Below are 14095 nucleotides of genomic sequence, written 5' to 3'. Positions count from 1 at the left end.
GAAATTCGGCTGCACCTGTTTTGCTGAGGTAAAGCGTAATAGCCGCTGTAAGAGTCGTCTTTCCATGGTCAACATGTCCGATTGTTCCTATGTTTACATGGGGTTTACTTCTTACAAATTTTGCTTTAGCCATTTCTCCTCCTAAAAGATCTAAAAACCTGTCTCTGCAGGTTTGGCTTTACAGTAGCTTACTACTTTTTTTTATTTAGCTACCTTAATTTCTAATAACTTACATCATCTGTAAGCCATCCTTATCTATAAGGAATTGCCAAAATCAATTTAAAGGTTTAGATGTCAAACAATTTTTATTTTTTCCGTAATTTTTTTATTTTTAACAAGTTAGCCTTGAGTTAAATAGACTCAGATTTATTCTCGTTTTACCTTTACGAAACCTTCTCTCGCAAATTTTTATTTGTTGGTTTCGGAAAGTTGATGCAAACTTGACTTGTGAACGAAGTACGAGTTTGTAGCAAATCAGGAGTTTTGCTTAAAACATCATTCCCAAACGGGAGTCTGGGAACGAGAAACGACTGCAAACGCAGTCATATTGAGGACTTCTCTCTGCTTTTTTGATGAAATATGAATATCCATTTAGCAACACGGAATGTCCAATTTCCAAATTGAGATTCGTTGAACTTCACGTCTTGTGGAGTCCCTTAGTTTATTATTTTCGTCTCGAAAATATCAATGAGGAATGATCGAGTACGATCATAATAAAACATTAAGTTCAATCGAGACGTTTGAACAAACTCAAAACAAAAGAAATTCTTCCCAAGAACAGCGTGTATGAAACTTCAGAATGACAAACTCAATATTTACACATCTTGCCAAGAGGACAAACATCACATACAGGATTTCTCTTTCTGCAATATTCCTTTCCCAACTTCACAATTTGAGCATGCAAATCTTTGAATAGCCCAACTTTGTGTGGAAGATTCTTCATGAAAAAATCTTGAATCTCTTGATATTTCCATTTTTCTATTACATAGCCAAGTCGACTGAAAATCCTTTTTGTGTATGCATCTACAACGAAGATCGGCTTTTCGGCTGCGTACAAAATTATCGAATCGGCAGTTTCTGGTCCAATTCCGTTTAAATCGAGAAATTCAGATCGCATGTCGATTAAATCTAAGGCAAATAGTTTATCAAAATTTCCTCTGAATTTTTCATAAAACATTTCTGTAAAATTTTTCAGCTTCAAAGCTTTCTGATTGAAATAAAAGGTTGGTTCGATGAGTTTTGCAATCTTTCCAAGCTCTGCTTGGTGTATTGCAAAAAGATTACAGAGATTTTCACTTTTAAGGTTTTGAATTGCTTTTTCCACATTTTGCCAGCTTACACTTTGGGTGAGGATCGCTCCGATAATTATCTCATCTTTTGTTTCGCCGGGCCACCAGTTTTGAAATCCAAAATGAGAAAATAATAAGCTATAAATTTGTTCTAAATTTTCTTGAACCATTTCGTCAGATAATCGTAAACTTCCAGGTCATTCATAGCAATGTGAGTATTGGCAGGAACGGTATCTTTGAAAAATTGTCCATAGCGTTTTGTCATAATTCTATTATCCAGAACCAGCACCACTCCGCGATCTGTTTTATGCCGGATCAGCCTTCCAAAACCCTGGCGATATTTGAGCAGAGAATTGGGCAACATAAAATGCATAAAGCTGTCTTTCCCCTCAGCCTGCAGTTTTTCCAGGTATGCTTCTACGATCGGTTCGGAAGGCACCATGAAAGGAAGTTTCTGCAAAATCAAAAGTTCCAGAGATTCACCGGGAACATCTACGCCTTCCCAGAATGAGTTCGTTCCCAATAGAACCGAACTGCGATGTTTGCGAAATTCCTTCAGCATCGCCGATCTTGACATTCCTTTTCCCTGAGCCATAAGTAGAATATCATTTGCTGAAAATTCATCGGAAAGCTCTTCATAAGCTTCATTCAAATTTTTGTAGGCCGTAAACAACACCATTGTTCCTGCTTTGGAAACTTCGATGCTGCGACGAATAATATCCAGACATTGACTGCTGAAGAATCGATCTTTGGGATCGGGCAGGAAACCGGCAACCAGAACCAGCGACTGCTTTTTATAGTCGAAAGGAGACTGAACAACCAATTCCTGCACAAATCCTTCTTCCAGCAAATCCAAACCCATACGATTGGAAAAATATTTAAATTTATCCCTGATGGCAATTGTGGCAGAAGTAAAAATGATCGATCTCATACTTTCAAATAATTTTGCCTGGAAAATCGTGCTGACATCCAAAGGACAATAGCACAAAAATCCGGAGGGATATTTCAGGTCGGAAGTAGGAAAAACTTCCATCCAATAAGCAAAATCTTTCAGATTCGGATTGAAATATGTGGAAAGTAAAATATGGTAGTCAGCAATGCGCTGTTGAATACTTTCCAAGATTTCCATATTCTGCGAATGATCTATAAACCTTTGTTTACTTACTTTGGAAAGAATCTCGAAAATCGGTAGAAATGAGCGGGAAAGTTCTGCCCAGAAATTGATGATCTTGCTGAGATAATCCGATAAGAAAGGATGATCATCGGAATCCTTGATGCGCAATTTTCCATAGCTGCCTTTTTTCTCGACAGTCTGACGAATCTCCATAAAGAATTTTTCAAACAGTTCCTTATTATCATCGATCAATTGGATGGTTTTATCGATTTGTTCAATAAAATCACTTTTCCGTCCAAAGTTACTTTTAACAGCTGCAGTTTTCAAGCTCACCAAAACACCGTGCTGAAATTTTTTGCGCGCAACAAATAGCGATGAAAAGAAATTACTTACTTCCGGAAATGAAATTGCTGTTCCCAGTTCCACCTGAGCCAGCTGCGGCAAATTATGCGCTTCATCGATGATAAGATATTCATATTCTCCCAAAGCTGCAAATTCGCTGGTCATATCTGCCAGCAGCAAGTGATGATTGATGATAACCAAATTCGATTCTTCCGCTTTGCTGCGAATGTTCATCAGGAAACACTGCTTAAAATGAGGACAGCGCCGTTTGCGGCAAACAAAAGAATCCGCCGAAATTTTCTTCCACAAACTTGCTTCGCGATTAGGATCAAAAGAAGTATTTTCAGAAATATCGCCCGTCTGGGTAAATTCCTTCCACACCAGCAAATTCATGAAAGATCGCATTTCAGAATAAGAAAGCATTCTTTCCATATCCATGCTGACTTCCAGCCACTTTTTGGTGCAAAGATAGTTTCGTCTTCCTTTTAATAAGGTAGCTTTGAAGGGAAGATTTACTGATTTGCTGACAGCAGGAAGATCTTTATAAAAAAGCTGCTCCTGAAGATTTTTTGTATTGGTGGAAATGATGATCTTTTTATTATCGTTCTGATTGGAAAATATGATAGATGGAATGAGATAAGCCAATGATTTTCCCACACCTGTTCCAGCTTCCACCAGCAAAAATTCGCTCAGCATATATTTTTGTAGAATTGCATCTGCCATGTCGATCTGACCTTGCCGCGATTCGTATTTATCGAAATGTTTGGCAAAAAGTCCGTTATTTCCAAATACATCGTCAATGGAAACATCAGCTATTTTTTCCGGTTTATTTTCAATGTAATTCCGATTATGAAAATCGATTTTCGATTGTTTTTTGGAAAGCAGAGCAGTTTTCTTTTGCTCATTTACGATCTTTTCCAAAAGATAAACCAATCCTAACATTGATCGCAGAGAAACTGCAATATCAAGAAGCCTATGATTGATGCTGAGCGGAATATTTTCATCGATGAATTGCAGGAGTTCGACTAAAATACCCGCTGTTGCTTTGGCATCGAAAATGGCACGATGAGAATTGGAAAGATCAATATTGAAATATTCGGCAACAGTTCCTAATTTATGATTTTGAATGAAAGGTAAATAAATTCTGGCTAGAGTGAGAGTGTCGATAGTTTGGTTGGATAGTTTGGGAAAACCAAGTTTTTCATATTTGGCATTCAAGAATCCAATATCGAAATAAACATTGTGGCAAACAACAATATCGGTTCCCAGAAATTCCAGAAGCCTGGCAAGAGCATCTTCCAGGTTTTCGCCAGTTGCCAGCTGTTCATCGGAAATGTGTGTAAGCTGTTTAATGAATTGTGGAACTGGTTTTTTGGGTTTTATAAACACCGAGAAACGTTCAGTTTCTTCACTGCCTTTATAGCGAACAGCACCTATTTCAATTATTTCATTGTCGATAAAATCGAAACCGGTCGTCTCGATGTCTAAAGCTACAAAATTAATCAGGTCTTTCATTTAATTATACCCGTAAATACCAATAATCTCTAATAATGAAAAAGCATTTAAGATTCTAAAACCTTGCCAAGGTTCAAATTCCTTTATCTTTCCAATTTGTAGCGCTGTAGTTTTTTGATGAGTCCCTGACGACTGAGCCCAAGTTTTTTGGCAGCCTGAGTTTGATTCCAATCCACTTCGTTCAGCACATTCACGATCATCTGTTTCTCCAAATCTTCCACAGCATCTTTCAAGCTTCTTTTTTCCAGCAGATTAACGGTTTCCTGGTTATCCTGGAAGCGGAAAATCTCTTCGGAAAGATCGGCTGAACGAATTGAAGAGTCTGGTTCAGAAAGCGTTACAGCGCGCTCTATCTCATTTTCCAATTGCCTGATATTTCCCGGCCAGTCGTAGTTCATCAAATACTTCATAGCTTCTTCAGTTATACCTTTTACATTTTTATCAAGTCTTCGGCAGTATTTATCTAAGAAGTGAACTGCCAGAAGTGGAATGTCAGATTTTCTCTGAGCCAGCGAGGGAACTTCGATGCGGATCACATTCAAACGATAGAAAAGATCTAATCGGAATTCGCCTTTTTCCACTTTATCGCGCAGCGAAACATTGGTAGCACAGATCACACGAACATCGACTTTCTGAGTGATAGTGGAACCAACTCGTTTAATTTCACCTTCCTGCAGAAAACGCAGAAGTTTTGCTTGAGTGGAAAGACTGATATCGGCAATTTCATCAAGGAAGAAAGTACCGCCGTCAGCAACTTCAAAAAGCCCTTTTTTATCGTGAGTAGCACCTGTAAAAGAGCCTTTAGCGTGACCGAAAAGTTCGCTTTCCAAAAGTGTTTCAGGAAGAGCACCGCAATATTGAGCTACGAATTGTTTATTACGACGGTTGCTGTTATAATGTATCGCCCGGGCAATCAATTCTTTCCCTGTTCCGCTGGAACCTTCCAGTAAAACTGTGGTTGGTGCATTTTTAATTTTTTCGACCATGCGGAAGATTTCCTGAATTTTCTCACTCTTTCCAATTATATTTGTAAACGTGCTGGAAGCAGCTAATTCTTCTCGAATTCCTTCGTTAGTCTTTTGCAGATTCTGGTAGGAAATATTTTCTACAATAACCACAATCTGATTGCAAAGTGCACTGATCAGATTATACATTTTTTCGGTGAAATAGTGGGAGCTGCGCTTGGTAAAAAGACAGATCACGCCTTTGTGGTCGTTTCGTACCGAAAGCGGATAGGAAATGATGTTATTGAATTTGGGAGCAAAATGCGGCTGCTTATGATTTTGACTTTTCGCTTCCGAAAAAGTGGATTGGACGACATCCATCACCTTGGGAAAATCATTATCCTGATTGGAGAAATTGTTTAAAATCAGATACTCCCAGGAATCTTTTACCAATTTATTATTGTAGAGTGCAAAAACTCCACCGTCGGCTTCAGCAAAATCTACCAACTGATCGAGGGCAGCTTCCAGCAAAACATCGAAATCGGTAATTGCATTAAGGTGCTGCGTGATCTCATAAAATTTATTCAGCAAAGATTCCTGATGTTTAGATTCTTTGAGTTCTTTTTCATATTTTGTGTTTATTTTTTGAATAAGAACATCATTCTTTTCCAGGAACTTTATTGCTTCAAATTTTCGGATCAATTTACGATTATCAGTAAGAATCTGCAATGCCTGCTCCCAATCTTCTTTTTCCAGAAGAAGGGCAGCATATTCATAATTTGCCAGAGTCAGTTCAAAATCGCTGTTGGTCTTCACGAATTTCTCAGTCGCTTTTTTCAGATGTTCCAAGGCAAGATCGATATCTTCTTTATCGATGAGTGCTTTTATGTAATAACCTTTCCCAATCTGAAAATCATTCTCCGATTCTTCGGCGATCTTTAAAGCTTGATCTAAATAGTAATTTGCACTTTCCAAATTGCGGGTAAGAATAAAGTAAATTGCATGATTTTGAGCACCTTCCAAAATTTTATCGCGATGTTCAATCCCTTTAAAATAGTCGAAACTTTCTACTAAATATGCATAAGCTTCCTTGAATTTATGTAGTTGTGTGAGCACACTTCCCAGGTTTCCATAAAGTTCTGCCTTAATGAATTCATCAGCGATCATTGGTAGAAGTTCTTTAGCTTTGGAATAGAAATCGAAAGCCAGATTGAATTCACCTCTTTTTTCGAAAAGTTCGCCCAAATTATTATAAGACTGGCACATCCCTTCGGAAAAATTATATTCCTTCGCACGTTTTATTGCCTGTTCATAATAATCTATCGCTTTCGTAAAATCGCCGGAACGGAAATAAAGTGCACCTAAATTGTTGTAGGCTGCAATTACATTTTTATAAAGATTAAATTCAATAGCAATTTCCAGAGATTTGTGGAAAGCTTCATCAGCTTTTTTGTATTTGCCGTTATCCATGTAAGTTACACCGATATTAATATAAATAAAGGTCATGCTGTTTCTGTCGTTCAAAAGCTTCTGGATCTTCAGGGCTTCATTCAGATAATGTAGTGCTTTTTTATAATCACTGCGATCATCAAAAAGATATCCCAGGTTACTGTAACAAACCGATATTCCAAGAAGATTGTATCTGTCTTGCTCATGTTGCAAACTCTTCATATAAAGTATTTCCGCCGAATTAATATCACCATGGAATAATTCCAAAATACCCAGATTATTATAAATTGCTGCCAGACCTTCTTTGTCATCGAGTTTCATAAAAAGTTTTTCGGAATCGACAAATTCCTGCTCAGCTTTACTCCAATCGTTGGAATAATAATAGATCTTTCCACGAATCTTTTTCGCTTCAGCTTTTATTTTCAATCTCAAAATTGCATCTCTTAAATGATCGGCAAGATGAGAAGCTTCCGAAGTGCTTTCCAAAGCTTCATCAAAGTCTTCCATTTCAATAAGGATTTCTGCTTTTAGAAGCACAACTTTACATTTCAAATACTCATTTTTGGAATCGTGGGTATATTTCTTCAGGATCTCCAAAGCAAAAGCTGAGGAGCCAACATTATTCAAACATTTTGCCAGTTTGTAAACAATGTCATCGGCTGGTAAAGATTTATCGGCGCAGATTTTGAGGGCTCTGCGATAATATTCTGCAGCATTTTCATAGTTGGAAAGATTACGATTTGCATCTCCCAAACTGGTAAGGATCATCACTTTATCGTTTGAATCTTTTGAAAGTTCTAATAGAAAATTGTATAATTTTATCACTACTTTGTAATCTCGAAGATCTTTAACCCTGTTTATGATCTTGTTCAACGATTTTGAATCGAGCACATTTATGGAAGCAAGAAGATCATTTCTCGATTCTTCAGACATCAGGTCCAATATTGGTTCATAAATCTCTCTCTGCTTTTTATCTGGAAATTTCAAGAAGATTTCTTTTGCCAAATGACCTTTTTTGGTCATGTACCTTCCATCCAAATCCATAATAAGACGCTGTTTTACAAGCTCATTTAAATCTTTTGTAAATGCAGTCTTACCGTAAATATTCTTCAATTTTTCTTTATTGCTCAAAGTATCAAGCAGCAAAATTCTAAAAAGGATTTGTTGTTGCTTTTCCGATAAACCATCAAATTGAGTTTTATAGATCTTTTCGATTTGAACTTTTTTATCCAGAAATGCAGAAAGATCGAGCTTTTTTTTATTTTCGGTTACGCTGGAAAGTATATGAGTGAGAATTCCTAAATTATTTTTTGAAATATTATTTAAAATTTCACTTTCAGAATAAAACTCTTCTTTATTATTGGGATAAAGCTTCAGTAAAATTTGTCGAATATCTTCTTCAGAAGGTGTGGCTATTTCCATTTTTTCGGAGAAAGGAATAGTCTGATTCTGAGAAAAAACAACAAATTGTATTGGAATCTTTTCTGAATAATTTACTAAATATTGAATAAAATCAAGGCAATATTGATCTAAAGAACGAATCTCATAAATTATAATATTCTGAGGTTTAAATAGTTTTTTTTCTGTCAATTTTTCAGTAATATAGTAGAAAAAGTCATATTTTCGGATGATGTCGAATTGTTCTGCATCTTGTATCAATGTATCGAATTCTTCTCTTGAAATATCAACAATGTATTGAACAATATCCCAGAAATGATTAAAACGAAATCTGGCAGGAATATAATATTTAAAATCTATATCAGCTTTGGGGAGATTTTCTAACAATTTACGAAAAATTATTGATTTTCCGGATCCGGATTCACCAACGACTTCAATAATCTTGCTTTTCTCGGATTGAAGCTTATCTATAATGTTATGAATAAGAGAAAGATCTTCTGTAATCAAGTTCGATAAAAGCTCTTCTACCTTATCATTCATACCCTAACCCCTTAAAAAAATATCAAGGTACAAAAAAAACGAAGCTAGCTTATTTTTGTCAACAAAGTTTTATTGGTGTAAAAAAAAGTTACAATTTTCTTACATCGTAATAAAAAAGTAAGATAATTTTCTAAATATAATTTAGTACTAATAAGAAATAGAAAAAGCCCCTTGCGTAAAAGCAAAGGGCTTAAAGGATTTTATTTTATACTACTTCAACATTACAACTTTACCATTTCTATAGCGAACATTTTGATTTATTCTATATTGCAATCTGTTACCTTCATCATCCAGACCATCCCAATAAAAAGTGTAAACACCAGGTTCTAAAGGAAGATCATACAAAACTCGTACTTTTTGTTCTCCACCAAGTTCATTTGGATACCAGATAGCCAGTTCTTCATTTAAAGCTTTATCTATACTTAAGTTTATCAACCAGCAATTACCATGCCCCGTATATGTAGCTTTCAAAACGATACCATCTTCAGCAAAAGCAATCGAGAAAGCTAAAAGAATAATCAGTAAAATATAAATTTTTTTCATAAACTCACTCCCTGTTACTTATGTAACTATTTCTTTAAAATCAATTTCTCTTTTATGTGTCAAGAACTAATTTCTTGAACTTCTATCCAAAATCACTTTGTTTAAATAATGCATAATTTGTTCCGGTTCAATCATTTTCATGCAATTAAAATGTAATTTTGGACAGATAGAACCACCATGCAAAGAGCATGGCTGGCAGTGTAGATCAGCTTTTAGAACGATTGCTTTATTGTTTAGCGGAGCAAAACCGAGTTTGGGATGTGTTGCTCCAAAAATTGCTATCTGATTTTTGTTTAAAGCAGCCGCAATGTGCATTGGACCGCTATCATTGGAAATAATGACATCCATTATGGAAAGAAATGTTAGCATTTCGGAAATTGTCAATTCACCTGTCAAATCGTACACTGATTTATTAACTTTGTTTACAATTTTTTTAGCTAAATCTTTTTCTGATTTCGATCCTGATAGGAAAATTTGATATTTATCATTCAACTTATTTATTACTTCTAACAATAGATCTACTGGATATTGTTTTGTTTTATGAAGGGCACCTGGAAAGATTGCCAACTTTATTTTTTCACTTTTTATTTTGCCAGTAAAATCATTGGAAAGTTTTTCATTTGGATATAAAATAGGATTATCAAATACAGATTCAATACCAATTTTCCTGAGTGCTGAAAAGTATAGATCAACAGTTGATTTTATAACTTTATCAGTTTTCTGCTTAATAATTTTCCTGCGAAGTCGATGCTGCTTATTGTAAGTTATCGTTTTTTTGCCATGAACAACCTTCTTTATAAGGAAAGTATTGAATTTGTTATGTAGATCAATTACCAGATCAAACTTTTGTTTTGCCAGCTTTCTCAATTTGGAATATGATTTATATTCTTCCCAGATGTAAACTTTATCTACACAATTAAAGCATTCCACCACAGGTAAATAAGCTTTTTTTGTGATGAAATGTATTTCTGCCTTTGGAAAGCGTTTCTTTAAAACAGCTGTTACAGGCTGAGTGAGAACAACATCTCCCAGAGAACTCAAGCGTATAATGAGAATTCGATTGTACATCTATTAAACACCGAACCTTCCGATTATCTCTTTAACCTGCTTCATCGCTTCGTTAATTTTATCAGCATCTTTTCCGCCAGCCATTGCCATGTCTGGTCTGCCGCCGCCACTACCACCAACAAGTTCAGCAACTTTTCCCACGATCTTTCCTGCATGATATTGTTTGATCAGGTCTTTGGTAACAATACAGAGAATAGAAACCTTTCCATCAACTTCAGCAAACAGCACACCGATACCAGATTTCAATTTATCTTTGAGCTGATCACCCAGCTGACGCATCATTCCGGGATTGGGAATGTTAACTTTGGTTACAACCAGTTTCACGCCATTTATTTCCTGAGAATCTGCAATAATATTATCCAGAGCATTTCCGGCAGATTTTACTCGAATACTTTTAAGCTGAATGTGCAATTTTTTATTTTCTGAAATTATTTTCTGCAATTTATCTAAAATCGAATCGGAAGGTGCATTCAGGTGACGTCCAATTTCATCAACTTCATCTTCCAGAACTTTTACATATTTTTCGGCTTGAAGACCGCTTATTGCTTCAATTCTGCGGATTCCAGAAGCAATAGAAGATTCCGAAGTGATCTTGAAAAGCCCGATTTCACCAGTAAAATTAAGATGCGTTCCACCACATAATTCTTTGGAATAATCTGAAATGGAAATTACTCTGACTTCCTCGCCATACTTTTCTCCAAAAAGAGCTGTAGCACCTTCTTTTCTGGCTTCTTCAATTTCTTTAATTTCTGTTTTAAGCGGAAGGCATTCTCGCACTTTTGCATTCACAGATCTTTCAATCGCATCAAGTTCTGAGCTTGAGACCTGCTTAAAATGGGTAAAATCAAAACGCAGATGATCGGGATGAACCAACGATCCTTTCTGCTGGACATGCTCTCCCAGAATTTCTCGGAGAGCTTTGTGCAGAAGATGAGTTGCCGTATGATTTCTGGCTGTACTTTTTCGTCTTTCCAGATCGATTTGAGCTGTAACCTCATCGGTAACAATTTCTCCGAAGATCATTTTGCCAAAATGAAAAAATACGTCATTTTCTTTTTGAACGTCAGTTATTTTTACTTTGAAATCATCATTAAAAATTTTTCCATGATCTGCAACTTGACCACCGGATTCTGCGTAAAATGGTGTTTTTTGCAGAACTATGATCACTTCCTTTTCTTCATCCACAAAATGTTTGATCATTTTCGTCTTGATCTTAGTATTATCATAACCAACAAATTTGGTAGTAATAGATGGATGTAAGCCTAATTTTTCTACCTGACTTTCATTCATATCGAACTTTTTAGCATCACGAGCACGTTCTTTCTGCAATTCCATTTCTTTCTGAAAACTAACTTCATCAACTTTGAATCCTGCTCCTTCTGCCATGATCTTTGTAAGATCCAGAGGAAACCCAAAAGTATCATAAAGCATAAATGCCTTTTCACCAGGAATTAGATTTACTTTCCCATCGTTTTTTTTGATTTCTGCTACTATCTCTTCAAATTTTTCGATACCTTTATCTAATGTAAGATTAAACCGCTTTTCTTCTACTTTAATGATCAATTTGGTATGCACCAGTTTGTCTTCCAATTCGGAATAATGATGACCCAGAATTCTGGTAACAACATCAACCAGTTCAAATAGAAATGGTTCTTTCAAATTCAATAATCTGCCATGATGAGCAGCTCTTCTTAAAATTCTTCTCAACACATAGCCGCGTCCTTCGTTGGAAGGCATCTCACCATCGGAAATAGCAAAAGCGAGAGCTCGAACATGATCGGCAATAACTCGATGCGAAGTTCCCCGTTCATCCTGATAATATTTTTGTCCGGAAATCTTTTCAATTTCTTTGATGATCGGCATAAACAAATCGGTATCGTAGTTTGAATTTTTATCCTGCAAAACCTGGCAGATCCTTTCAAATCCTGCACCGGTATCCACGTATTTATTCTTGAGCGGATGCAATTTACCTTCTTCATCTCGATTGAACTGTATAAAAACCAGGTTCCACAGTTCAATGTAGCGATGACAGTCACCATTTACTTTACATTGATGGTTTGGATCATTTTGTAAATGACAGAATTCCTCGCCCCGATCGATATGAATTTCCGAACAGGGACCGCAAGGACCTGTATTTCCCATTTCCCAGAAATTGTCTTTATCACCATGAAATTCAATATGAGAAGGCTCAATATCAGTTTTCGATTTCCAGAGTTCATAAGCTTCTGTGTCGGTATCGTGAACTGTGGCGTAGAGCAGATCTTTGGGAAGTCTCCAGATTTCGGTTAAAAGTTCCCAGGCCCAGGAAATTGCTTCCTTTTTATAATAATCGCCAAAACTCCAATTTCCCAGCATTTCAAAAAATGTGTGGTGATATCCATCGCGGCCGACTTCATCCAGATCGTTGTGCTTGCCACCGGCACGGATGCATTTCTGGCTGTCCACTACTCTGGTATATTTCGGTTCAACCTGACCCAGGAAAATATTTTTAAACTGATTCATTCCGGCATTGGTAAACAGAAGTGTCGGATCATCGATGGGAATTACCGGAGCAGATGGAACTGCTTTGTGTTTTTTACTTTCGAAAAATTCTATGAACTGCTTTCTGATTTCTTTGCTTTTTATCATTCTATCCTCAAAATTCTATTTTTCAATTTTAATTACTGTAAAATCTTTCGAACTTGCTTCTAATAGATTATTTTCAATAATATTTTTTCGTAATAAATCATTTATTATATGAAGTAATTCATTAATTAATTTAGGGATATTCTCCCGAAGTATTTTTTTGATTTTATTTTTATCCACACCCATATAATCATGAACAATCACATTCCTGAGATCTTTAATTTTCCGCCATTCAATTTTATCGTATTTTTGTTTGAATTCATTAGTTAGATTTCCGCAATCATTTTTATATATCTCAAAATCATCACACATTTTTAAGATGGCAAACAAATAACCAATATCTTTTTTAAACATATATTGCCTCTTCATCGATCAGATATTTCATAAAATTATACAAACTATCTTTTTTTGACCAGATCGATTTTCTTGTTTAATCCCTTTTCTAGAAATAACTTAAATTTTTCATCATCAATTTCATCACCTTCAACGATAATATCAATATCGCTATTATCATTTTCCAAATTTTTGGAATATGAACCGAATAGACCAATTCGGGTTACTCGAAATTGTTTTGAAATTTCATTTTTATGTTCCTGCAAGAATGATAATATTTCATTTTTACTCATTTTATCCTCAATTCTTCATAATTCAACTTACTTAATCTTTTGCTGGGTATGAAATTGTCAATCCAGTTTATATGTAAAGGAAAAAGATGGAAGCGATTTTCGATTTTGGATTGAAAAATAATTTTTCATTGCATCAAAATCAAAATACAATAAAGTTAGTTTAATATTTATTTTAAGGAGTTTTTTATGCTGGAAATATTTACCAAAGAATCTTTAGTATATATTCTTCCAATTCTAATTTTTATATCGCGAATCTTCGATGTATCTCTGGGAACTTTACGTATCATTTTTGTGAATAAAGGAATGCGTTATCTGGCACCAATTATCGGATTTTTTGAAGTCCTTATCTGGCTCATTGTTATCAGTCAGGTTATGCAGAACATGAATTCACCGATAAATTATATTGCTTACGCAGCCGGATTTGCCACAGGAAATTACGTAGGAATTCTGATCGAACAGAAACTGGCCATGGGAATTACATTAATCAGAATTATTACCAGAAAAAAAGGGCTCTTTTTAGTTTTAAATGGGTAAATAGCATTTATTGATCAACCTGAAATCAAGTTTTCCGAGTAAAAGGAAGATAATAGTTTTAAAACAATCAAAAGTTTTAAATCCTCTTGCCTTTGCTTTAGCAGCCTG

General features: G+C 35.5%; 10 protein-coding genes. 1 reads left to right on the top strand and 9 read right to left on the bottom strand.

Annotated elements, in window-relative coordinates:
- From tuf to K9N40_11025, 9 genes are all read right to left on the bottom strand, one after another.
- Positions 1 to 133, bottom strand: a 133-nt coding sequence (tuf, locus tag K9N40_11065) for an elongation factor Tu (GenBank protein ID MCF7815007.1), incomplete at its 3' end; no start/stop codon positions are given.
- A 675-nt stretch (positions 134 to 808) separates the two neighbouring features.
- On the bottom strand, positions 809 to 1459 hold the full coding sequence (locus tag K9N40_11060) for an endonuclease III domain-containing protein (GenBank protein ID MCF7815006.1): 651 nt from the start codon (positions 1457 to 1459) through the stop codon (positions 809 to 811).
- Positions 1441 to 4260, bottom strand: a complete 2820-nt coding sequence (locus K9N40_11055) for a DEAD/DEAH box helicase (GenBank protein MCF7815005.1) — start codon at positions 4258 to 4260, stop codon at positions 1441 to 1443. The genes K9N40_11060 and K9N40_11055 overlap by 19 nt, the downstream gene beginning before the upstream one ends.
- 83 nt (positions 4261 to 4343) lie before the next feature.
- Positions 4344 to 8591 (bottom strand): sigma 54-interacting transcriptional regulator, encoded by a 4248-nt coding sequence (locus K9N40_11050; GenBank protein ID MCF7815004.1) that lies wholly within the window; start codon positions 8589 to 8591, stop codon positions 4344 to 4346.
- 210 nt (positions 8592 to 8801) lie between these two features.
- Positions 8802 to 9134, bottom strand: a complete 333-nt coding sequence (locus tag K9N40_11045; protein ID MCF7815003.1) for a hypothetical protein — start codon at positions 9132 to 9134, stop codon at positions 8802 to 8804.
- A gap of 66 nt (positions 9135 to 9200) precedes the next feature.
- Entirely contained in the window at positions 9201 to 10202 is a 1002-nt protein-coding gene (locus K9N40_11040) for a glycosyltransferase family 9 protein (protein ID MCF7815002.1), read from the bottom strand.
- Positions 10203 to 10205: 3 nt separating this feature from the next.
- Complete coding sequence (gene alaS / locus K9N40_11035) at positions 10206 to 12830, bottom strand: alanine--tRNA ligase (protein ID MCF7815001.1); 2625 nt, start codon at positions 12828 to 12830, stop codon at positions 10206 to 10208.
- A 15-nt stretch (positions 12831 to 12845) separates the two neighbouring features.
- Positions 12846 to 13181 (bottom strand): DUF86 domain-containing protein, encoded by a 336-nt coding sequence (locus tag K9N40_11030; protein MCF7815000.1) that lies wholly within the window; start codon positions 13179 to 13181, stop codon positions 12846 to 12848.
- 44 nt (positions 13182 to 13225) lie between these two features.
- Positions 13226 to 13453: a nucleotidyltransferase domain-containing protein gene (locus K9N40_11025; GenBank protein MCF7814999.1), complete on the bottom strand. Its 228-nt coding sequence runs from the start codon at positions 13451 to 13453 to the stop codon at positions 13226 to 13228.
- 186 nt (positions 13454 to 13639) lie between these two features.
- Between K9N40_11025 and K9N40_11020 the strand changes: the two genes are divergently transcribed.
- The gene (locus K9N40_11020) at positions 13640 to 13987 is read left to right on the top strand and encodes a DUF5698 domain-containing protein (GenBank protein MCF7814998.1); all 348 of its coding nucleotides are present in this window, start codon (positions 13640 to 13642) and stop codon (positions 13985 to 13987) included.
- The last annotated feature ends 108 nt before the right edge of the window (positions 13988 to 14095 follow it).

This window comes from Candidatus Cloacimonadota bacterium, assembly GCA_021734245.1.
Taxonomy (GTDB): domain Bacteria; phylum Cloacimonadota; class Cloacimonadia; order Cloacimonadales; family TCS61; genus B137-G9.
This window is presented reverse-complemented; position numbering and strand designations above follow the sequence as displayed.